Here is a 20,290-nt window from a genome sequence, read left to right on the forward strand (position 1 = left end):
CGGCACCGCCCCGGCTAAGTTGACGCAATGTCCAGTCTCACCTCAGAACCGCGTATCGAACCCGCGACCATCGAAGACATGCCACAGCTCGTCGAGCTGCTGGTCGCCCTGTTCAGCGAAGAGGCGGATTTCAGACCTGATAAAAACAAGCAGGAACACGGCCTGCGCCTGATTCTGGAGCAACCCAACCGGGGACGCATTTTTGTCCTGCGCACGGACCACATGCTCATCGGCATGGTGAACCTGCTTTTCACCATCAGTACGGCTGAGGGCGGGCTGGTCATCATGATGGAGGATGTCATCGTGCATCCGCAGCACCGGCGCATGGGCTATGGCGGGCGTTTGCTCAACCATGCCATCGAGTTTGCCCGCGAAAAACACTTCCGCCGCATCACGCTGCTGACGGACAAGATCAGTGCCGAATCCCAGGCTTTCTTTGCCAAGCACGGCTTCAGTTTCTCCAGCATGATCCCGATGCGCCTGGTCTTTGAGTAAACCAGCTCTCACAACGCGGTTTCAGTGATGCATAGTACATCACCATGCTTGACTAGAATGCTATGTAACCATTCTAATCGTTACAGCGTACATTAAGTATTGTGGCTTCAGGCTAATTTCATTTAAACATAAATAGCTGCCCATGAATCTGCTCATTGCCTTTTTCACCAGCCTCCGCAGGCCGGAAGGTGGGTCTTATGTGGCGAATACAGCAGCCATGGACTGGTTCGTCATCGCTACCCTGTGCTGTTTCTTTTTTCTGCTGGGCTGTTTTGCCACAGCGGCCTTTGTCATCTGGCGGCGGAGCACCCGGCCGGACCCGCATATGCAGCTTCTCATGGAACTCGCGGCCAGCAATGAGGAAGAACTGATCCGGGAGGAGGATGAAAAACCTCCCCAGCAGGCCTCCTCCCGGGAATCCTGGGAAAGACCCCCGGACTGGTGGAAGCAGTCCTGACTTATCAATCAACCGTAAACCCGTGATAAAATCATGCGCATCGGAATCACAGGGGCCACAGGGCTGATCGGAAAAGCTTTTGCAAAGCTGGCCACTGGCAGCGGCCATGAGGTCGTCGCCTACAGCCGGGGTAATGCCACCCTGGCGCATGCGGCGGAGACCCTGCAAATGCCCAAGGAAGCCGCCCACAAGCTTCCTGAAACCCGGCTGGATGCCCTGGTGCACCTCGCTGGCGAATCCCTGATGGGCCTATGGACACCTGGAAAACGTGAGCGCATGTGGAACAGCCGGGTGGAGCTGACCGGCCACCTGATGGAGCACGTCAATAATGGCTGGGCACCGGCCAACCGGCCGCAGGCGGTTCTTGCAGCCTCCGGCATTGGCTTTTACGGCAGCCGGGGGGATACCGAGCTGGATGAAAGCAGCCCCCGTGGCGAAGGATTCCTGGCGGAACTGTGTGAAAAATGGGAGGACAGCGCCTGCAAAGCAAGTGCCTGGGGCGCCCGCGTCGTCCACCTGCGCACCAGCATGGTCCTGGCCCAGGATGGCGGGGCCTATCCGCTCATGAGCCGCGCCTTCCGCTACGGCCTCGGCGGCCAAATGGGCAATGGCAGGCAGTGGATGTCCTGGATCCATGTGGAAGACGAGGCCGCCATGATGCTCTGGGCATTGGAAAATGACAGCGTCAACGGCCCCCTCAACCTCTGTGCCCCCGCCCCGGAGCTGAACAGCAACTTCACCCGCAAGCTGGCCGCCAGCCTCAAGCGGCCTGCTTTCATGCATGTCCCAGCCCTGGCCCTGCGCCTGCTGCTGCCTGGCATGGCCAATGAAATGCTGCTGTGCAGCCAGCGCGCCCTGCCAGGAAAGGCCACGGACCTCGGCTACCACTTCGCCCATACTACACTGGATGAAGCACTGGTGGCGCTAAAATGAAGCACAAGTTGGCGGTTGTGAGCACCGGGTGCCAGTGGTTTGCTGAGTATTGAATTGAAGCCTGCTACCCTGCCCTGCCACCTTTTCCCTCTCCCTCATGGCCGCCCTCCAGACCACCATCGGCATCATCTACGATTACGACCAGACGCTCAGCCCCACCTACATGCAGGATGAAACGCTCTTCCCGCACTTCGGCATCAACCCCGGACAGTTCTGGAAAAAGAGCCGCGAACTGGTGGACCAGGAAGGTTACGACGGCGAGCTGGCCTACCTCAAATGCATGCTCGACTACCTGGAGATGGACCGCCCCACCAATGACGAGCTGCGCGTTCTCGGTGCCAAACTGCGTTATTTCAAAGGCGTGCCGGAGGTCTTCAACGAGCTCAGCAACGTCATCAGCAGCCAGCATCGTTTGTTAGGCATCAAGATCGAGCATTACATCATCTCCTCCGGCCTCAAGATCCTCCTCGATGGCAGTTCCCTGGCCCCGTTTGTGAAACGCATCTTCGGCTGCGAGTTCGGCCAGGACAAGGACGGCCGCATCAGCTTCCCCAAGCGCGTCATCAGCCACACCACCAAGACACAGTACATCTTCCGCATCAACAAAGGCATGCTGGAGCCGCATGAAGATGTGAACGACCACATGGACCCCGACCTGCGGCCCATCCCCTTCCAGAACATGATCTACGTCGGCGACGGCCCCACCGACGTCCCCTGCTTCACCCTCATGAAGCGCTACGGCGGCCACGCCATCGCCGTCTATAACGCTGAAGATCAGGACCGCGCCAGCTTCCGCAAATGCTACCAGCTCAACGCCATGGCTGACCGCGTCAAACACATCGCCCCCGCCGACTACCGCCCCGGCAGCCACCTGCGCCTGCTGCTGGAAGAAATGATCCTCGACATCGCCGACGGCATCGTACGAAGGAAAAAACTGGAGATCGAAGAAGGCACCGTCTCCGCCCCGCATTTTTAGAAATTGCCGCTAAAATCTCAGCCTCCTGTTTAACAGGCCATCAATGACGTCTGATGCCTCGAATACTCAACTCATCAGCCCCTGGATATCAATCAGGTGAAGCTGCCGGCCTTGGTCGCCATGGGGCGAATCAATGCAGACCCAGCGCTCGTCGCGGCTGGAGCGCGGGTGGCTGTCCACTCGCCATTCACCGGTGTAGTCGCGCGGTGACGGGAAGTGGCCGAGATCCATGCGGCGGTTGCTCTTGATGTGATAGAGATGCGGGGTCTGGATGCGGCGCACGCCCTTGGGATAGGTGTCGTTGAGGATCCACTCGTTATTGTGCAGGTAGCTGAAGTGCCCGCCCGAATCGAGCACGTCCTTGCCAATTTCCGCGACGATGCCGGAATCCCTGTCCTCGAAGAGAAAATTGCCCGGCTTGTCATTGCCAAGCCAGCCTTTCGCCTGCGAAAGGATGTGCGTGGCGTCGCGCCAGATGAAGTGCGAGGCGAAGCCGTTGGGGATGATGATGCGCAGGTCGCTGCCGTCCATGGCCGCAGTGATGAGGCGGGTCAGGTGCCCGCCCTTCGGCTGCGTCCAGCGGTGAAGCATGATGAAGCGTTTCCCGTCCGGACCGACGAGCAGATGATACGCGTGGTGCTTCGAGGTCGGCGTGTTCTGCATGACCTCGCCGGTCGCGGCGAGCTGCTTGTGGGTGACGATGAGCTTCTCCGCACCGGTCTCGAGATCCACATGCGTAACGCCGGAGCCTTCGGGTGCCATGTCATCAAAGTACCTGTCGCTAAGGCCGGCGTAACCATAGCCAGGGCGGCAGTCCGCCACGCGGGCGAAGTCGCAGGACACCGCCTCGCGGCCGTTCGGACTGACGGAGTAGATGGGGCTGGGGAGGGTCTGCTTGTCCCCCGTCTTCACATCCAGGATGTGACTGACGTAGCGGTCCTTCTCCCGGTCATTCCAGATGATCTTGGATTCCGTGCCGGGGATCCATTGCAGCATGCAGCCCTGCTGCCAGTTCCACGCCCGGCTCTTGCCCAGCGGAATCCACTTGTCATTCTCCTCAAGATCCACCATGCCGACCTCGATGACGTCATCCCCGGTGGGCGAGCGGTGCTCAAAGCTGACCTTGTTGCTGAGCACAAAGCGGTTGGTAGGATCGAACTGGAACTTGTCATAGTAGCCGAACCAGTGGAAGCCCGGGCCTTTCGTGATGACACGCGCAGGAGGAAAGCTCGGCACCGCGCCGTCCTGGGCACGGGAAGACAGGGCACCCAGGGCAAGCGTCGAGAGACCGGTGCGGAGAAATTGGCGGCGATTGGGCAGGGTACTCATGGATTGGAAGGAAGGAAATTACGCCCAGATAAACCTCAACGTTTCATTGAGAAGCTAAGGGAGAAGATGCCAATAAAATGCCGCTCACTTCTCAGCCGCCTGACTGAGCATTGAACGTCTGTTGGCAAACACATGGCCCAAAATCATTCCCCAAAGCCCGGTTTTAATCCTCATCCAAAGCCGCAGTCCCGGGGGAAGCCGACTTGCGGAGACCCCGCAGCCACTCATCCACTTTCTCCTGCTTCTCGACCGAATCCGTTATGCCGCGTGTGATGTACCCTTTTATCGCTTGAACAGCCATCAGGTCATGCCGCTGACTCCTAAACTCCTCCAACGTTAATCCTTTGGACTTAAGACTTGCTATAAAAGCCGACCGGTCATTGCCAAAGTGGTCACGCACGATGCTGTCAATGTCCTTCTCCAGCGCCTCCTCCTTGACCACCCCTCCCCTTTTGCGGAACTCCGCCATGATCAGCTTATGATCTGACGGAATATCCATCGCCTCAACCCACAGGTCATCAAGAGAGGCTTGGGCAGCCGGCTTGGGGACAGGATTCCCGGATTCAGAATCCACCCCATTCACCGCGTTGTCTCCAGTGCCCACTGTCTCGCTCGGCACCCTTTTTTTATCCTCTGGCACCTGGGCTTGGGATTCATTCACCTGCCCATCGTAAATCATGATCCCAAAGCCGATCAAACAGGCGAGAATCAGAATGGGCAAAGTCCATTTCATGTGTACCATAATCGGATTTATACACTACACTAATTGTTAGGCCTTGCCCTGTAAAGGTTGGAAATAAGTGCTGTTCATCTTTTTTTGAGCACTGGAGCTTTACACGCAACGGTGATGAGCTCATCAAGAAGCTGGTAAAATGCGGGGCGCTGAAGCGACCACACCCCGCACAGGCACCTTTACAAAGCAGATTCCACCGCCGCTTCCCCCACATCACCCCCACCACTCGCAGCTTTCTTCTTAGCCTTGGCCTCACCCACCAGCACCGCACCCCAGGCGCGGAGTTTTTCAAAGACCAGAAGGCAGGCGCCGACGGCCAGGATGGAGAGGGCCAGGCCGCCGTAGCCGAGGGCCACGCGCTCGGTATGGCAAGTCCAGACAAACTGGCCCACACACAGCACGGCCACGAAAAGCAGGGTCGGCTTGCGGCCGATGAGGTTCACCACGAACACGCCCAGCGGTGCGCCCAGGGCAACCACGGGGGCGGCGGCGAGCCAGTTCTCATACACGCCGGGCTGCACACCGGTGAAGGCATTTTTAAACCCGATGCCATAAACGGAGGCAAAGGCCATGATGACCACGGAGGTCGGGATGGCGATCTTCAGATCCGCACGGCACAGCAGCACGAGCATGGCATACAGCACCATGTCAATGCCCACGCCGGTGACGGAGGTGACCGTGGCGGCGGCAAACAGCCCGCCCCAAAAGCCCACCCGGAAGTCCCAGCGCTCATCAAATTCCGTCATCCCGTCATGCGAGGCGATCTCGCCGATCCGGTACAAGTGCAGCACGCCAAAGCTGGCCCAGATGACCGCGAAGACAATCTTGATCCACAGGTCCGGCACATACGGTGCCACCCAATAGATGCCCGCCGGCAGCCCGATGACGGTGCCCAGCATGGCCCCCTTCAGCATGGCCCAGGCCAGCGGCAGCCGCCGGCTGAGGATGAAGATGCTGGCACTGGTCATGCCGATGGACTGCACCGCAAAGCTGAAATCCCGCCCCAGGCTGGCCGGCAGGTCAAAGAGCAGCACCAGGATGGGAAAACCGACGGTGCCACCGCCCATGGGCGTGGAGCCTGCCACATAACTGCCCATGGCCATGGCCATCGCAATGGGCCAGTGCTCCGTCACGTCCTGCCACTTATCATGACCAAAGACCAGCCACGACCAGACGGCATAAAAGCCGGCGAGCCAGAGAAACCAGATCCAGAGATGTTGCTTGCGCGAAGGACGGATGGACATTGCTGATGAAGTACAGAGATTGGGCCGCTATCCATGCGCCCGTCCCTTCATAGCACCAAATAGCTTTTCAGCATCGTTCTCATGCCCGCCCGGCATAAGCAACAGGGCAGCATCCAAGGCTCAATTGCCGCTCAAATCCATGCCCGGCTCCACCGCCACACCGTCCACCAGATGCTCCACAAGCTGTCGCGCCACCCACGGCGCGCGCAGCACCCCTTTGGACCCCAGGCCGTTCATGAAGGCGATCTGCGGACGCGCAGGATGCCGGCCGATCATGGCCTGATGGCCCTTGATGATCGGCCGCACGCCCGTCTGGCTGCCGGTGATGGTGTAGTCCACTTTGAGCAAACGGCGCAGCTTTTGCTCCAGGCCCTCCAGGGCGGCAGGTGAAGGCGTGCACGGATCCGCAAAATCCAGTTCATAGGTCGGGCCTGCGCGCAGGCTGCCATCGTCGCGCGGCAGCAGCCAGCAGCCGCAATTGATGATGCGGGTTTCCCCGCCTGTGTCCGCCTGCATCGTGAGGACGGTCCCACGCGCGGATTGAAACGGCACCCAGTCAAACCACGGATGCTGCGCCGCCTCCCATCCTGTGCAGAAGACGGCCTGGGTGAAATCCCCCCCCTTCCAGATCACCCCGCTGCCGTCCTGTATCAAAGCATCCGGCGTCACCTCTCCGCGCTGCCACAGGCCCAGGCTTTCAAAATAAACCCGGCTGGCCGCCAGGAATGCCGCCGTGTCCAGCCAGCCGCTATGCTGCTGCTCAAAGCCGCCGTGCGGATTGTTGAAAAGAGCACCGTTCACCAACGCCCCGTCCACCGCCGCCAGATAAGGCTGCACTTCCGGTTGAAGTCGCCTTTTTTCCCAGAGCGCTGCCGCCTTCTCATCCCGCAGCAGCCGCACGATGGGCACCTCATGATAAAACCGCCGTTTCAGCCGCACCTCGATACCTTTATAAAATTCTATCGCTTCCGGATATAAGACATTATACCGCCAGTTGAGGTTCAGCCGCATGCCTGTGATGGGCGTGACCAGTCCGGCGGCCACTTTGGATGAAGTGGATTCCTCATCCCGGTCCACCACGATAAACGCCAGCCCGCGCAGATGAAGCTGCCAGGCCAGGGCGGTACCGGCCAGACCCTGGCCGATGATGAGAAAACGCGGATGCATGTGCCGCACGATTCACCAGACAACCCTCATACAAAAACAATTCTTGCTGGATTTCATGCTCACTCAGCAGAAGGTTTAAAGGCCGTGCCGGTGTTCCCCTCCACACTTCGAAACCCCATGCGACAGGTTTTGCCGTACCTGCTACTGCTATTTCTATCCTCAAATGTCCGGGGGCAGGAAAGCATCGTCGTGCAATTAAAATGGAGGCATGCCTTCCAGTTCGCCGGCCACTATGCCGCCATAGAGAGAGGCTATTACCAAGAGGCGGGCCTGGACGTGAAGCTGGTGGAAGGCGGACCGGAGACCAATTTTGCCGAGGAGCTCATCCAGGGCCACTGCCACTATGCGGTGGCTCTTTCATCCATGCTCATTCATCGTAATGAAGGCAAACCTTTGGTCGCCCTGGCCGCCATCCTTCAGCACTCCCCGGAGGTGCTCCTCGTCACCGGAGCCAGCGGCATCAATACCCCGCACCAGATGGCGGGAAAAACGGTGGCCGTCTCTCCGGAAGACACCCCTGCCCTGCTGGCCATGTTTAAAAATGAAGGCCTGGCCGCCGATGCAGTAAAGACCATCCCTTATGAATTTGATCCTGATAAAATGCTTCGGGGAGAGATCCATGGCATGGGCGCTTACAGCATCAATGAGCCCTTTCAATTGTCCGAGCGGGGCATCCCTTACCGGCTCATCCAGCCGCGCGATTACGGGGTGGATTTTTATGGCGACTGCCTCTTCACCACCGACGCTGAAATCAAAAACCACCCCAAACGCGTCCGGGCTTTCTTGGATGCGACGCTGCGCGGCTGGGAGTATGCCATGAGCCACCGGGAGGAGATCATTGACCTGCTCAAAAACCGCTACCGCTGCCCGCTCAGCCGGGAGGCACTGCGCCACGAAGCGGATGAAATGGCGCATCTGATGTTTTCCGAGCTCATTGACATCGGCCACATGAATGAAGGCCGCTGGCGGCACATCGGGGACACCTATGTGCGCCTGGGCATGCTGCCGCCTGACTACACGCTGGACGGTTTCCTGTATGACCGGGACCCCAAGACCGACCTCGCCTGGCTGCTGTGGACGCTGGGCGGCACTATCGGCAGCACCCTGGTGCTGGGCGGCATCGTGCTGGGCCTCATCCGCGTAAACAACCGCATCACCAATGCCGAGCGCCAGGCCCGCGAATCCCAGGCCATGCTGCAGACCATCATCAATACCATTCCGGTAGGCGTGTTTTGGATGGACCGGGATTCCCGCATCCTCGGCTGCAACCAGGTCTTTGCCAGCTACGCCGGACTGGGCTCCCCCCAGCAAGCACAAGGACTGACCGGCGACAGCCTGCCCTGGCAGGAAAACCAGGATGGGGAGACGACCGATGCAGAAGTGATCAAGAACGGAAAATCCATCCTGCTCTGCGAAAAAACACTGACCGGCCCTGGCGGCAGCACCCGGCATTTTTACCAGAGCAAGGTGCCTCTGAAGGACGACCAAAAAGACATCATCGGCCTGCTGAGCGTGATCGAGGACATCACTTCATTAAAGACCGCTGAAAGCCATCAGGCCCGCCTCAAGGACAGGCTCATCCAGTCCCAAAAATACGAAAGCCTGCACCGGCTGGCCAATGGCATCTGTCATCACTCCAACAACATCCTCCAGGCCCTGACCAGCTATGCCGAGCTGGCCCAGATGCAGACCGCCCCCGGCCAGGCACGTGATTTCATGGACGGCGTTCTGCGTGAAAGCCAGCGCGTGGCCGCGCTCAACCGTGTCCTTCTCACCTGCACCGGCCATGGACTGCATCAGTTTGAAGACACACGGCTGCGCGTTTTCATGGAGGAATCCCTGCCCACCCTCAAATGCTGCCTGCCCACCAGACATGAGCTGGAATGGCAGCACGATGGCCCGGAGGTGATCATCCATGCCGACCGCGAGAGCCTGCGCCACATGCTTATCAACCTCCTCACCAATGCCTCTGAGGCCACAGAAAGCCGGGGCACCGTGTATCTGCGCACCGGCAGCCTGGATTGCGAAGCCGCCTACCTCCAGGATAGCCAGCTTGACCCCGCCCCCCCGCCAGGCCGGTTTCTCTACCTGGACATCATAGACACCGGCCAGGGCATGTCCCCGGAGGTCCTCCAGAGTGTCTTTGACCCCTTCTTCTCCACCAAATTCACCGGTCGCGGCCTCGGCATGGCCGCCACCCTCGGCATCATCAAAAGCCACCAGGGAACCATCAAAATCCAAAGCGCTCCCGCCCAGGGCACCACCGTCCGCGTACTGCTGCCCGTGCTGCCTAACAAGGAGGATGAAGCCGCCCCGCTCACTCCTTGACTGGACGCTTCCGGTGCTTTCGCACCATGCCCATTTCCTTCAGCTTCCGCTGCAGGGTGCGGCGGCTCATGTTCAGCAGGTCGGCGGCTTCGCTGCGGTTGTTGCCTGCGCGTTCCAGGGCCTCCAGGATCAGGTTTTTTTCCATCTCGTGGATGTCCAGTTCTGCCTTCGGTGCAGCAGCGCTGGCGCTGGCAGATTCGGCAGCCGGTTTTCCCGCGGGCACCGGTACCCGCCAGCCGAGGCCACCGGGTTGGGAGAGATACGCAGGCAGGTGCTTGGCCATGATGCGGCTGCTGTTGCTCATCACCACGCCGTGCTCGATGGCGGCTCGCAGCTCGCGCACATTGCCAGGCCAGTCATAGGTCATCAGCACTGGCAGGGCATCCTCGCCTAACGGCTTGTATGTTTTTCCATTCGCCGTGGCCAGGTCCTTTAAAAAATGGTCCGCCAGCACCGGGATGTCCCCTTTGCGTGTGCGCAGCGGCGGCATGTGCAGCGTGACCACGCGCAGCCGCCAGTAAAGGTCTTCGCGGAACTTGCCCTCCTCCACCATCTTCGCCAGGTCCTTGTTCGTCGCCGCCACCACGCGCACATCCACCTTGATCGGCTTGCTGCCCCCCACCCGCTCGATGACTTGCTCGCCTAACGCCCGCAGCAGCTTCACCTGCGTGCTGGCATCAATCTCGCCGATCTCATCCAAAAACAGTGTTCCTCCGTCCGCCAGTTCAAAGCGGCCTATACGCCGCTCCTGCGCCCCGGTAAACGAGCCTTTCTCATGGCCAAAAAGCTCGCTCTCTAAAATCTGCGGAGACAACGCCGCACAGTGTACCGTTACCAGCTTGGCCTTGGGCCGCCCGCTCAGATTATGCACGGCCCGCGCCACCAGTTCCTTGCCCGTACCGCTTTCGCCTTCGATCAAAACCGTGGCCCGAGTGGGTGCCACCTGCTGGATGGTTTCCAAGATGGGCTTCAGCGTGTCCGCCTTCCCCAAAATGCCTTCGATGGAGTACTTCTGCTCCACCTGCTGCTTCAGCGCCTTGTTTTCCTTCTCCAGACTGCGGCTGCGCAGCGCCCGCTTCACCAGCAGTTCCACTTCGTCCAAGTTCAGCGGTTTGGTCACGAAGTGATACGCCCCGCGCCGCATCGCCTCCACCGCCGTATCCACGCTGCCATAAGCCGTCATCATGATGCACACCGGAGGATGCGGCAGGTGCAGCGCCTCCTCCAGCAGCTTCATGCCATTGTCCTCGCCTAACCGGAGGTCTGTCAGCATGACATCAATCTGGTCATTCTTCAGGTGCTCCATCGCCTCCGCAGCATTGGAGGCCACGTAACAGTCAAAGTCATCCTCCAGCGACAGGCGCAGCCCGTCACGGGTGTGTCTTTCATCATCAACAATGAGGATGGTGGCAGGGTCGGTCATGGAGTCAAAACTTCGTCAGTATTGTGGATGATGGTTGAGGTTGATAGCAAGACTGTCCGGCTCAGTTGCCAAACAAACGATAGCGGATGGTGTTTGGATTTTGCCGCAGGTCCATGATGGCGGCAATCACCACCCTTCTCGCCTGAACTTCATAAAAGATGCCATATGGAAACTTGCTCACCAGAAGACGACGGTAAGGTGCCTGATAGGTAGGCCCCGATTCAGGATGGCGACGCAGGTGGGAAAAAGCCACATCCAGGCACTGCATGAAAACGGTTCCGCGCCCTTCCTGGAAATCTTCAAGCCGGTTAAAGGCAAGCTGGATGTCAGTCTCTGCACCCAGCAGAAAAATGAGTTCCCTCATGCTCGACTTCCAAGAATCTTCTGTTGGATCTCCTCCCAGGTCGTGAACCTCTCCGGGGCGTTTTTGAACTCTTGCATCCGCCGGTCCAGTTCCTCCACCACATGGCTTTCCACGGGCAGTTCAGCGGGATGCTCAGCGAGATCGTCCCACAGCTCACTGACAAAAATAAGCTTCTCAGCCGAGGATAGCCGGCGGATTTCAGGGAAGTGCTCAATGACCATAAGAATGTTCAGGGTTGTGCTCTGTGTGTATTATAATCGAGATCAGGTTTATGTCCCAGAAGACTTCTGAAGCCGGGCATCACGTGGACTCTCCATTAACGATGGGTTCTGGCGGTCCACCGCCCGCCTCCAGCAGCCGGATCTTCCGCTCCACCAGCGGCAGCCACAGGCTCACGCGGGTGCCTTTGCCAGCACGGCTTTCGATGTCTATCTCCCCGCCATGCTCGCGGATGATGCGGCGGACGATGAGCAACCCCAGCCCGGTGCCCGAGCTGCGCGTCGTGGAAAACGGCTGGAAAAGCTTGCCCATCTGCTCCGGACTGATGCCCCGGCCGCTGTCTTCAAAACTCAGCCTCACCTCAAAATCCGTGTAGCTGCCGTGGATGGTCAGGCTGCCGCCCTTCGGCATGGCCTGGCAGGCATTGCGGATCAGATTGTACATCGCCTGTTTCATCTGGTCTGCATCCAGTGGCATTGCCGGCATGTCCGCCCGCAGATCCAGGCGCACCTTCACCTTGGCCTGGTCCAGATCCGGTTTCAAAAAGCGCAGGCTCTCCTGCAGCAGATCGGCAATGTGGATGCGCTGAAACTGCGGCTTCGTGGGCCGGATGGCCGCCAGGAACTGGCTGATGATGCCGTCCATGCGCTTGATCTCCCCTGTGGCCACGTCCAGGTGCTCCCGCAGCGGCTCGCCCGGCTTGCCCATCTTTTTCAGCCGCCGCTCCAGCAGTTGCAGGTGGATGGTCAGGGAGTTCAGCGGATTCCCCAGCTCATGCGCCACCCCGGCGGCCAGCAGAGTGAAGGCATTCAGCCGCTCACTCTCGATCTGCTCCTCCGTCCGCTTTCGCGTCTCCGTGATGTCCCGGATCAGCATCACAAACCCCAGCGGCTGGTCATCATCAATGTTCGTGATGTAAAAGTTCAGATAGCGGTTTTCCGGGTAAAATATCTCCATGTCCCGGCTCACCACCGTGCCCGGTTTCAGCAGCTCCCCCCAGTCCAGCCCTCGCATCCCCTGGCTCAGCTTTTGCCCCTTTACCTGCTCCTCCTTCAGGCCGAAGAGCTGGCACGCCGCGCTGTTCACATACGAAACCCGCCCCTCCGGATCCAGCAAAATCACCCCCTCCTGCAGCGCCTGAAAGGTCTTTTCCAGAAACCCCTTCTCCTTCATCAGGTCCACGATCACGCTCTGCACCTCCGCCGGTTCCAGGCGGTCCATGCGTTTCAGAAGCTTGTCTATGAAGGCAGATCTCATAAAGTGGCAGCCATGACGGACATCCTGCTGGTTTTTTCAACGTTTCCCGATCTCAATCAAGCGCGTCAGACTGGCACAATGCTGGTGGATTCGCAACTGGCCGCCTGTGTCAATTTGTGCCCCAATATTGAATCTATCTACCGATGGAAAGGCGCGGTGGAAACCGGTGCCGAGGTCCTCGCCATCTTTAAAACCACCGTCCAGGCCTATCCCGCCTTTGAAAAACGCCTCACCGAGCTCCACCCGTACGAAGTCCCCGAAATCATCGCCCTGCCCGCCGAAAAAGCCAGTGAAGCCTACGCCCGCTGGGTGATGGAAGAGGTCAAAACTCCTGCTGCTTCCTGATCCCCCCTCACCGCTCCGCCAGCACCATGTCCTCGATCCACTTGCCCAGCACCGGCGGGCGGAATTCACGCATCTTCGCCAGCAGTTCCGCCGCGTTATCAGCCACTAGCAGGCAGTCCCGGTGCTCCTTTTTCACAAAACCCTGCGCCGTCATGTGATCCAGGAAAGCCAGCAGCCCGTCAAAAAAACCGCCCACATTCAGCAGCCCTACCGGCTTCTCATGGAAGCCCAATTGCAGCCAGGTCAGCGTTTCGAACAGCTCATCCATCGTGCCAAATCCCCCTGGGAGTGCGATGAATCCGTCGCTCAAATCCACCATGAGCTGCTTGCGCTCATGCATGGACCTCACCACATGCAGCTCCGTCACCCCGCCATGGCCCAGCTCCTTGTCCATCAGCGCCTGCGGGATCACGCCCACCACCTCGCCCCCCGCCTCCAGCGCCGCATTCGCAATGTGCCCCATCAGCCCCACATTCCCTCCCCCATACACCAGGCCGATCCCCTGCCGCGCCAGAAAACCCGCCGCCTCACGGGCCGCCGAAAGATAAACCGGGTCCGTGCCCCCGCAGGAGCCACAATAAATCGCAATGCGCATCCCGCTTTGTGCGCGAGCATCGCCTGCGGATCAAGAATGGAAACATCCCTTCCCATCTCTGCCCCCTTGCCTCTCTGCGGCAAAACCGAGCGTCCTTGCATGGATGAAACCGCTTCTGTGCTCCCGTCCATTGTTCCCGTATTTTCCCCGATTAGTGGTTTAAAAACTCTGGCTGGCCCTAGCTCAATCCCCACCCCCGCCTTGAAACCCTCTTGGAATTTCCCGCTTCGCGTGCATGCTCCCCTCCCCCAGGATTCTCCTTTCCCCCATGCACGTTCATACCCTCGACCTTCAATTTCAAGACACCCCCGGCCTCATCGCCGCCTACCTGGTCGAAAATGAAGGACACCTCGCGCTCATCGAGACTGGCCCCGGCTCCTGCCGCCCGCACCTCCTCGCCGCCATCCAGGAGCATGGATTTGATGCCAACGACATCCGCCAGGTGCTCGTCACCCACATCCACCTGGACCACGCAGGTGGTGCCGGTTGGTGGGCTCAGCAGGGTGCCCAGGTCTTCTGCCATCCCAGCGCCGCCCGCCACCTCGTGGACCCCGCCCGCCTCATGGACAGCGCCCGCCGCGTGTATGGTGACCAGATGGACACCCTCTGGGGCGACATGCACCCCGCCCCGGAAGAGCGCGTCACCCCGTTGATGGACGGCGAAAGCATCTCCCTCAGCAGCCTCAAAATCACCGCCTGGGACACCCCCGGCCACGCCCGCCATCATCACGCCTACGTCATCGGCGACACCTGCTTCACCGGCGACGTCGCCGGGCTGCGCCTGGAAAACAAACCCTACTGGTCCGTCACCGCCGCCCCTCCCCAGTTCGATCCCCCCGCCTACCTCGCCTCCGTGGACCGACTCCTCGCCGGCCACTTCCAGCGTCTTTTCCTCACCCATTTCGGCGAAGTGCCGGATGCCCATGACCACCTCCTGCATTACCGCCAGCGCATCGAAGAAGTGCATCAAAAAGTCCGCACCTGGATGACCGCCGGCTGCACCCAGGAAGAAATCCGCCGCCGTTATCTGGAAACCGAGCATGACCTGGCCAAAACCGCCGACGTCTCCCCCACCGGCTGGCTCCTCCACGAAATGTCAAACGGCACCGCCATGTGCGCCGACGGCATCCGTCTCTACGTGGAAAAGAATCCCTGAAACTGGGTCATTCAGCCCTTCATGGCGCCTTCCAGTTCCAAACCGTGACAGGATACCCACAGATGGGCTTGGCACATTTCTCCGAAGAGTGTAGCTGCGTTCTTTATCCGGGAGCCAGGGCCGGGAGCCAGGACTTGGCTGCTCCTGCAGCAATGCAGACACGACCTGCTCTGCCTCCTCAGTGAAAGACGGGTTTGTAGCCCTCGATCACCAGCTTCGGTTTGGAATAATTTCTGGATATATGGCAAAATATCGCGCAAGTGGCGGTGACTCGGCTGCCTCGCTTGAACTTATCCGCCAAACTTTTCTGGTCCTGATTCAGCATGATCGTATAACCCACCACAAAGGGGGTGCCGGAGATGCGTTCTTCATCCAGCGCAGAAATGAGGGTGATGTGGTTGGTGCTCGTATCCACCTCCTTGATCTTAAAACTGAGGGTGGCCGTCTTCTGATGGACATTGCCTTTCACGAACTTGTCAGCCTCCTCAATCACGGAATTATAATCAGCCGACGGTTCTTTCAGCCGGCGCAGGAGGTCGCGGGGCATCCCTTCCAGCGCTATCTTGGGATTCATTTCCGCCGCAGCCGGGGTCTGGCCAAGACCGGTGGCAGGCACCGCCGAGAGTCCCAAGAACAGCAGAAGACAGGCGTGACAGAAGAATGCATTCATACTTTTCGCTACACGGAATGATCGGCCGGACTGGAATGACGGGACAAGAATAGTCTGGAGGTGAAAAACATCAAGACCCTCGTGGAGTCAAAGAAGATGGTTGGGATTATGTCAAAATTCATCTTTTACCAGGTTTTGGCATTGCTGCTTCTCCAGGCATATGAAAGCCGCTGCCGGACCCAGGCACCCAACCCGGCTGACGTGAGTTGAGCTGGCCAGAAGCAAGCTCCCCAGATGTAAAAACAGCGCCGGTTTTTTGACAGGACACCGGATGTGGAATGCCCCCTCACTCCTTCGGCCAAAGCCACACCATGTACCCGGCATACGCCGTGAGCAGCAGCACCCCCTCCCAGCGGGCCAGTTTATGGCCCGTCTTCATGATCGGCACCAGGATCACGGAAAAGGCGATGACCACATAAATGTCCGTCATCTGGATGCCTCCGGCGTTCAGCGGCTTCACCAGGGCCGCACCGCCCAGGATGCCCAGGATATTGAAGATGTTTGAGCCGATGATATTCCCCAGCGCGATGTCCGGCTCCTTTTTCAGCGCCGCCACCACGCAGGTCACCAGTTCCGGCATGCTCGTGCCCGCCGCCACAATCGTCAGGCCGATCACCGCCTCGCTGATGCCATACAGCCGCGCCAGGCTCACTGCCCCATCCACCATGAAGCGGGATCCCGCCACCAGCAGCACCAGGCCCCCGACCACAAAAAGCACATCCCGCCCCACACTGCCCTTCGGTGACGGCAGCGCCTCGGCAAACTCCGCCTCCACCGCTGGCAGCGGCTTCACCTTTTTCGCATAGATCACCGTGAAGACCAGATACGCCACCAGCCCCCCCACCAGCAGCCCGCCCTCCATCCGGCTGATGTAAAGATCGTGCATCATCAGCCCCGCCATCAGGGACACCCCCACCATGATCGGCGCATCAATGCGCAGGATTTGAAGCTGCACCTTCAGCGGACAGATCAGCGCCGTCAGCCCCAGGATCAGCCCCACATTCAGCGCATTGGATCCCAGCACATTCCCCATCGCGATCGCCCCCTGGTCATCCATCGCCGCCTGGATGCTCACCACCAGCTCCGGCGCACTCGTGCCAAACGCCACCACCGTCAGCCCCACCACCAGCGGCGTCAGCCCCAGCCGCAGCGCCAGCGCCGAGCTCCCCCTCACCAGCCCCTCCCCCCCGAAGTAAAGCAGGATGAGTCCGAGGAGGATGAAGGTCAGAGATTCAATCATGGGAGGAGGAGAATGGCAGCCAAGTAACAGCACACACCACGATTTGTCATCCCAAGATCCCGCCGCCTTCTCCTTCCCCTCTCTTCATCCGTGTCTTGTTCAAAACCTTTCATCCTCTGAGATTCTGACCCCCGATTCTTATCCTCGTTAGAGCCACTCTCATAGCGATGTCGCGTCCGGGTCCATTGGCGCGGTCAGCCCGGCTTTGTCACAGCCGGTCTAGGCTTTGAGAAACGCGCGCAATTCATCGGCCGTGACGGCGGCAAACCGGGCTTGGAGCTGATCCGCGGCTTCCGGTGGCAGGACTCCGTCATGGGCCACGAAACGGGCCGCAAATTCAAAGGGCGTCTCCGGCGTGATTCGCACCGCCTCGCTTTGAGCCGCCGAAACAATCATCAGCCCAAACTCGCGGACATACCATTCGTTGCGGACATTGGCTGGATGGCTCATCAGCGCCATGCCCACGGTGGCATTGCCCATTCTGCCGGTGCAATCCACCCAGCGCGGCGCCCGTTGCGCGCCGGTTGCGGCGCGGAAATGTTCCGAGGGGTTCTTCCGTCCCTCGGAGTCGCCCATGACCCCGCCGTCCTCGACATCGATGAGATCGTGAACCCGCACGCCCAGGTAGCCGTGGTCATTTTCCGGGTGCAACGTCACCGCAGCGCCCGCCGCCTGAAGCTTCGAGAAGACATCGACGATCATGCAGCCATCACTGACCATGAGGCGGTAAAGCCGTTCCTCGCGGGCTAGCACATCCCCCGTGGCGCGGCCCGCCTCACGTGTCTGCCAGGCCAGGTCCAGTTGAATCACCACCTGGTCCGCCGCCCGCCAGCGCGCCTCCGTCACGTGCTGGATGCCGGAGGGGCCGAGCTGGAACAGGTTCTTGGTCGGGCTGTGCCACCGGTCCGCCCGGCCGCCATCGGCGAAGGGCAGCTGCCGGTAGAAATCCACCACGCGCCCGTCCCCATCCACCTGCACACGGCCATGCCCGCACATGATGGACTGATGATGGATGAAGGCGTGCTCATGGGAACCCGTGACCGGCACGCCAGTGGGCGTGCAGACGTTGTGGAGCTCCGGTTTGAGCCGGAAATGCGTGGGGTAATCGGTTGGAAAGAGGAGCGCCGCGACCGGCCGCCCCTCCCGGGTGATCTTGAGCCGCCGCGTCTGGTCTTTAAACGGCCGCTGGTCCTCGACCACGAAAGCGCCGGGACCCGCCTCCCGTGCGGCCGTGCTTCCTGCGGCCATGGCCAAGGCCCCCGTCAAAAAACGACGCCGGCCACTCGTTGGAAATGGGTTGCTCATGCACCCATGCATTCACCCTTCATCCACCCGCACCGCAACCAAAATCGAACGGCCTTCGGTGGCCAGGAATCATGGCCGAAACCCCACCCATCCTCAAGCCCCCGTCGCCGATGGGTCCTACGCCAAACGCGCGCCTGTCGGCGTCTAGCCTTCCTGAAATAAACTGTTGAGGATCAATCCATTGAAGCCACACTTTTACAGTTTGCCCACAGTTTGCCCGGCATCTTATCTCTGCTGATTATATTCGTGATTGAGGATTATGTAGATGGACGAATATGATACTTGGCTCGATCATTGAGAATCTCTCGTTCGATATCGTTGGTGATGATGTCCAAATTGATCTGCCAGCGGTCACGATCCGATTGGGCTAAGAAGCGCCCATCGTACGCCAGTTGCTTATTTCTGACAGTTTTGAGATAACCGACCAAATCCCACGCAGAATCCAGTGTTATGTGCCAAGCGAGGGACTTCCAGTAAGGTGTAATCGCCATTCGTCGTTGCATATTATAGGCGAAGTTAGCGTCTGCCATCCAACAGTCCTCGGCACATGCTCCAAGATAATGCTGATCGTTTTGTGCTAATTGGAGATGCACTTGCCCGGCTGGCGTAATGGCGATGAGATCATCTGGCGAAAATGAGTCACTACGCAGATGTTCCGAAAGAATGCAGCCCGCACGGGCCAAATACTGGCATTGTTCGAGAACAGATTCGAAGTTTGCTCCGTGAGCGACGAGGTCGGATGCTAGCGATTGCAAGCGGTGATAGCCACGGATGCCCGATGGTCCTCGACCCATTCGATGGTGACGTAGCCAGGACAAGATGTTGTAACGCAGAAATGGATCGGGTGACTCGGATGCTGGATCGCACTGGAAGAGGTTCTTTACGAAACTTTCATCACCATCGTAAAATCGACGGTTGGTCCTGAGAAGAACTCTGCTTATAACTGCTTTACTGAGGAATTGATGCTCACCGGTGGCCTGGGATTGAAAAATGTCTGCCTCCGAGATGTAGCCACTGCGGCAGAATTCGAGAAATATCTCAAAGGCACGACGGGTGTCTCGCCCTGCCAGTCCAACAATGATCCGTCGTCCGTAGCGCTCATACTCGAACAGCGATCCCATCATCATTCGCAGGTAGCGTTCAAGCTTATCGGGCGAAAGCATTACTGTCCCTCCGGACATTTGGTAGGTTAGCGGTCCGGAGCTGCTATCAATCTTGGCTGTCGCAAGAACCAACCTGAGCCGCTTCGTAAGGACCTCTTGAAACGGAGGCGGCTCGATGCGGAAGATAAGGTCTTTGAGAGCAGTGTCCAAAGGTGGTTCGTTCCGGTGGTTCTCGAAAGTCTCAAGACGCAAAGGCAGAATAACCAGGCACCGAACTTCGTGCTGAACCCATTTCGCTACCTGGAACATGAGGAGTTGCTCGTCGCGGTTCCTCTTATCGCAATTGTCCAGACCCACGACGAGAAGGCGTCCACGCCTTGTGCAAAGATATCGTTCCATCGCTTTTAACGTTCTGAGGTGCAACGCAATTCTGGACCGGTGTCGCTTAGTTAGTTGAGGTTGCTGTGCTGATTTTCAAACTGGTTGGGGGTGAGGTAGCCGAGGGCGGAGTGCTTGCGTGCATTGTTGTAGTAGCCGTCGATATACTCGAAGAGTTCGAGCCTGGCATCAGTGGCGTCTTCAAAGCAGCCACCCTGGAGCATCTCTCGTTTCATTGTGCCCATGAAGGATTCGGTCCAGGCGTTGTCGTAAGGGTTGGCCCGTGCGGACATGCTCTGGCGCATCCCTGCGTCGGCCAGCACGGCCCTGAAGGCGCTGCTGCCATACTGGCTGCCACGGTCGCTGTGGAAGAGCGTGCCCCGGGTGCAGGCCCGCGGCCGGGCCTGCAAGGCCTGTTGCAGGGCGTGCACCACCAGTTCTGAGCGCATGTGGGTGTCAAGGCTCCAGCCGATGATGCGGCGTGAGCCCAGGTCGATGACCACCGCGAGGTAAAGCCAGCGGGAGGCAGTGGGGATGAAGGTGATGTCACCGGCCCAGGCCTCATTGGGCTTG

Annotated in this window: 21 protein-coding genes; 7 read left to right on the forward strand and 14 right to left on the reverse strand. The window is 59.3% G+C overall.

Features of this window, described 5'->3' with window-relative positions:
- The first annotated feature begins 27 nt into the window (after positions 1-27).
- The 4 genes from WJU23_RS02650 to WJU23_RS02665 all read left to right on the forward strand — a co-directional run bounded on the left by WJU23_RS02650 (position 28) and on the right by WJU23_RS02665 (position 2,861).
- The gene (locus tag WJU23_RS02650) at positions 28-495 is read left to right on the forward strand and encodes a GNAT family N-acetyltransferase (protein WP_346330978.1); all 468 of its coding nucleotides are present in this window, start codon (positions 28-30) and stop codon (positions 493-495) included.
- 142 nt (positions 496-637) lie between these two features.
- The gene (locus tag WJU23_RS02655) at positions 638-952 is read left to right on the forward strand and encodes a hypothetical protein (protein ID WP_346330979.1); all 315 of its coding nucleotides are present in this window, start codon (positions 638-640) and stop codon (positions 950-952) included.
- 33 nt (positions 953-985) lie between these two features.
- On the forward strand, positions 986-1,885 hold the full coding sequence (locus WJU23_RS02660; RefSeq protein ID WP_346330980.1) for a TIGR01777 family oxidoreductase: 900 nt from the start codon (positions 986-988) through the stop codon (positions 1,883-1,885).
- 97 nt (positions 1,886-1,982) lie between these two features.
- Complete coding sequence (locus WJU23_RS02665; protein ID WP_346330981.1) at positions 1,983-2,861, forward strand: haloacid dehalogenase-like hydrolase; 879 nt, start codon at positions 1,983-1,985, stop codon at positions 2,859-2,861.
- Positions 2,862-2,927: 66 nt separating this feature from the next.
- Here the strand turns inward: WJU23_RS02665 and WJU23_RS02670 are convergent, their stop codons facing one another.
- The 4 genes from WJU23_RS02670 to WJU23_RS02685 all read right to left on the reverse strand — a co-directional run bounded on the left by WJU23_RS02670 (position 2,928) and on the right by WJU23_RS02685 (position 7,334).
- A complete protein-coding gene (locus WJU23_RS02670; RefSeq protein ID WP_346330982.1) occupies positions 2,928-4,190 on the reverse strand; it encodes a hypothetical protein in 1,263 nt (420 codons plus the stop codon).
- A gap of 163 nt (positions 4,191-4,353) precedes the next feature.
- Complete coding sequence (locus WJU23_RS02675; RefSeq protein WP_346330983.1) at positions 4,354-4,923, reverse strand: hypothetical protein; 570 nt, start codon at positions 4,921-4,923, stop codon at positions 4,354-4,356.
- A gap of 179 nt (positions 4,924-5,102) precedes the next feature.
- Positions 5,103-6,167, reverse strand: a complete 1,065-nt coding sequence (locus WJU23_RS02680; RefSeq protein WP_346330984.1) for a sulfite exporter TauE/SafE family protein — start codon at positions 6,165-6,167, stop codon at positions 5,103-5,105.
- Between the two features lie 120 nt (positions 6,168-6,287).
- Positions 6,288-7,334 carry an FAD-dependent oxidoreductase gene (locus tag WJU23_RS02685; RefSeq protein WP_346330985.1) on the reverse strand — a complete coding sequence of 349 codons (1,047 nt, stop codon included), beginning with the start codon at positions 7,332-7,334 and terminating at the stop codon, positions 6,288-6,290.
- A gap of 117 nt (positions 7,335-7,451) precedes the next feature.
- On the opposite strand from WJU23_RS02685, the gene WJU23_RS02690 reads away from it, so the two are divergent.
- The gene (locus WJU23_RS02690) at positions 7,452-9,662 is read left to right on the forward strand and encodes an ABC transporter substrate-binding protein (RefSeq protein WP_346330986.1); all 2,211 of its coding nucleotides are present in this window, start codon (positions 7,452-7,454) and stop codon (positions 9,660-9,662) included.
- Here the strand turns inward: WJU23_RS02690 and WJU23_RS02695 are convergent.
- The 4 genes from WJU23_RS02695 to WJU23_RS02710 all read right to left on the reverse strand — a co-directional run bounded on the left by WJU23_RS02695 (position 9,652) and on the right by WJU23_RS02710 (position 12,925).
- Complete coding sequence (locus WJU23_RS02695) at positions 9,652-11,085, reverse strand: sigma-54 dependent transcriptional regulator (RefSeq protein WP_346330987.1); 1,434 nt, start codon at positions 11,083-11,085, stop codon at positions 9,652-9,654. The two genes, WJU23_RS02690 and WJU23_RS02695, sit on opposite strands and share 11 nt — an antisense overlap.
- Positions 11,086-11,146: 61 nt before the next feature.
- A complete protein-coding gene (locus WJU23_RS02700) occupies positions 11,147-11,449 on the reverse strand; it encodes a type II toxin-antitoxin system RelE/ParE family toxin (protein WP_346330988.1) in 303 nt (100 codons plus the stop codon).
- Positions 11,446-11,670 carry an addiction module protein gene (locus tag WJU23_RS02705; RefSeq protein ID WP_346330989.1) on the reverse strand — a complete coding sequence of 75 codons (225 nt, stop codon included), beginning with the start codon at positions 11,668-11,670 and terminating at the stop codon, positions 11,446-11,448. Before WJU23_RS02705 ends, WJU23_RS02700 begins: the two co-directional genes overlap by 4 nt.
- 79 nt (positions 11,671-11,749) lie before the next feature.
- Positions 11,750-12,925 carry an ATP-binding protein gene (locus WJU23_RS02710; protein ID WP_346330990.1) on the reverse strand — a complete coding sequence of 392 codons (1,176 nt, stop codon included), beginning with the start codon at positions 12,923-12,925 and terminating at the stop codon, positions 11,750-11,752.
- A 12-nt stretch (positions 12,926-12,937) separates the two neighbouring features.
- Here WJU23_RS02710 and cutA point away from each other — a divergent pair, with 12 nt between their 5' ends.
- The gene (gene cutA / locus WJU23_RS02715; protein ID WP_346330991.1) at positions 12,938-13,270 is read left to right on the forward strand and encodes a divalent-cation tolerance protein CutA; all 333 of its coding nucleotides are present in this window, start codon (positions 12,938-12,940) and stop codon (positions 13,268-13,270) included.
- A 7-nt stretch (positions 13,271-13,277) separates the two neighbouring features.
- Here cutA and WJU23_RS02720 read toward each other — a convergent pair whose 3' ends face one another.
- A complete protein-coding gene (locus tag WJU23_RS02720; protein ID WP_346330992.1) occupies positions 13,278-13,865 on the reverse strand; it encodes a TIGR00730 family Rossman fold protein in 588 nt (195 codons plus the stop codon).
- A 268-nt stretch (positions 13,866-14,133) separates the two neighbouring features.
- On the opposite strand from WJU23_RS02720, the gene WJU23_RS02725 reads away from it, so the two are divergent.
- The gene (locus WJU23_RS02725) at positions 14,134-15,021 is read left to right on the forward strand and encodes an MBL fold metallo-hydrolase (protein ID WP_346330993.1); all 888 of its coding nucleotides are present in this window, start codon (positions 14,134-14,136) and stop codon (positions 15,019-15,021) included.
- A gap of 178 nt (positions 15,022-15,199) precedes the next feature.
- On the opposite strand, the gene WJU23_RS02730 is transcribed toward WJU23_RS02725, so the two are convergent.
- The 5 genes from WJU23_RS02730 to WJU23_RS02750 form a co-directional block, all read right to left on the reverse strand.
- Positions 15,200-15,691 carry a hypothetical protein gene (locus WJU23_RS02730; protein ID WP_346330994.1) on the reverse strand — a complete coding sequence of 164 codons (492 nt, stop codon included), beginning with the start codon at positions 15,689-15,691 and terminating at the stop codon, positions 15,200-15,202.
- 286 nt (positions 15,692-15,977) lie between these two features.
- Positions 15,978-16,931, reverse strand: coding sequence for a calcium/sodium antiporter (locus WJU23_RS02735; RefSeq protein WP_346330995.1), 954 nt, complete (start codon positions 16,929-16,931; stop codon positions 15,978-15,980).
- Between the two features lie 219 nt (positions 16,932-17,150).
- Positions 17,151-18,236 (reverse strand): DUF6807 family protein, encoded by a 1,086-nt coding sequence (locus WJU23_RS02740; RefSeq protein ID WP_346330996.1) that lies wholly within the window; start codon positions 18,234-18,236, stop codon positions 17,151-17,153.
- A gap of 257 nt (positions 18,237-18,493) precedes the next feature.
- Positions 18,494-19,696, reverse strand: coding sequence for a hypothetical protein (locus WJU23_RS02745; protein ID WP_346330997.1), 1,203 nt, complete (start codon positions 19,694-19,696; stop codon positions 18,494-18,496).
- 92 nt (positions 19,697-19,788) lie between these two features.
- Positions 19,789-20,290: IS3 family transposase (locus tag WJU23_RS02750; protein WP_346330998.1), on the reverse strand; the 502-nt coding region annotated here is incomplete at its 5' end.

The sequence above is a fragment of the Prosthecobacter sp. SYSU 5D2 genome (assembly GCF_039655865.1).
GTDB lineage: Bacteria > Verrucomicrobiota > Verrucomicrobiia > Verrucomicrobiales > Verrucomicrobiaceae > Prosthecobacter.

Bases quoted from the DNA above. Each gene is read 5' to 3' on its own strand.
- WJU23_RS02650 (WP_346330978.1), top strand. From the start codon at position 28: ATGTCCAGTCTCACCTCAGAACCGCGTATCGAACCCGCGACCATCGAA.
- WJU23_RS02655 (WP_346330979.1), top strand. From the start codon at position 638: ATGAATCTGCTCATTGCCTTTTTCACCAGCCTCCGCAGGCCGGAAGGT.
- WJU23_RS02660 (WP_346330980.1), top strand. From the start codon at position 986: ATGCGCATCGGAATCACAGGGGCCACAGGGCTGATCGGAAAAGCTTTT.
- WJU23_RS02665 (WP_346330981.1), top strand. From the start codon at position 1,983: ATGGCCGCCCTCCAGACCACCATCGGCATCATCTACGATTACGACCAG.
- WJU23_RS02670 (WP_346330982.1), bottom strand. From the start codon at position 4,190: ATGAGTACCCTGCCCAATCGCCGCCAATTTCTCCGCACCGGTCTCTCG.
- WJU23_RS02675 (WP_346330983.1), bottom strand. From the start codon at position 4,923: ATGAAATGGACTTTGCCCATTCTGATTCTCGCCTGTTTGATCGGCTTT.
- WJU23_RS02680 (WP_346330984.1), bottom strand. From the start codon at position 6,167: ATGTCCATCCGTCCTTCGCGCAAGCAACATCTCTGGATCTGGTTTCTC.
- WJU23_RS02685 (WP_346330985.1), bottom strand. From the start codon at position 7,334: ATGCATCCGCGTTTTCTCATCATCGGCCAGGGTCTGGCCGGTACCGCC.
- WJU23_RS02690 (WP_346330986.1), top strand. From the start codon at position 7,452: ATGCGACAGGTTTTGCCGTACCTGCTACTGCTATTTCTATCCTCAAAT.
- WJU23_RS02695 (WP_346330987.1), bottom strand. From the start codon at position 11,085: ATGACCGACCCTGCCACCATCCTCATTGTTGATGATGAAAGACACACC.
- WJU23_RS02700 (WP_346330988.1), bottom strand. From the start codon at position 11,449: ATGAGGGAACTCATTTTTCTGCTGGGTGCAGAGACTGACATCCAGCTT.
- WJU23_RS02705 (WP_346330989.1), bottom strand. From the start codon at position 11,670: ATGGTCATTGAGCACTTCCCTGAAATCCGCCGGCTATCCTCGGCTGAG.
- WJU23_RS02710 (WP_346330990.1), bottom strand. From the start codon at position 12,925: ATGAGATCTGCCTTCATAGACAAGCTTCTGAAACGCATGGACCGCCTG.
- cutA (WP_346330991.1), top strand. From the start codon at position 12,938: ATGACGGACATCCTGCTGGTTTTTTCAACGTTTCCCGATCTCAATCAA.
- WJU23_RS02720 (WP_346330992.1), bottom strand. From the start codon at position 13,865: ATGCGCATTGCGATTTATTGTGGCTCCTGCGGGGGCACGGACCCGGTT.
- WJU23_RS02725 (WP_346330993.1), top strand. From the start codon at position 14,134: ATGCACGTTCATACCCTCGACCTTCAATTTCAAGACACCCCCGGCCTC.
- WJU23_RS02730 (WP_346330994.1), bottom strand. From the start codon at position 15,691: ATGAATGCATTCTTCTGTCACGCCTGTCTTCTGCTGTTCTTGGGACTC.
- WJU23_RS02735 (WP_346330995.1), bottom strand. From the start codon at position 16,931: ATGATTGAATCTCTGACCTTCATCCTCCTCGGACTCATCCTGCTTTAC.
- WJU23_RS02740 (WP_346330996.1), bottom strand. From the start codon at position 18,236: ATGAGCAACCCATTTCCAACGAGTGGCCGGCGTCGTTTTTTGACGGGG.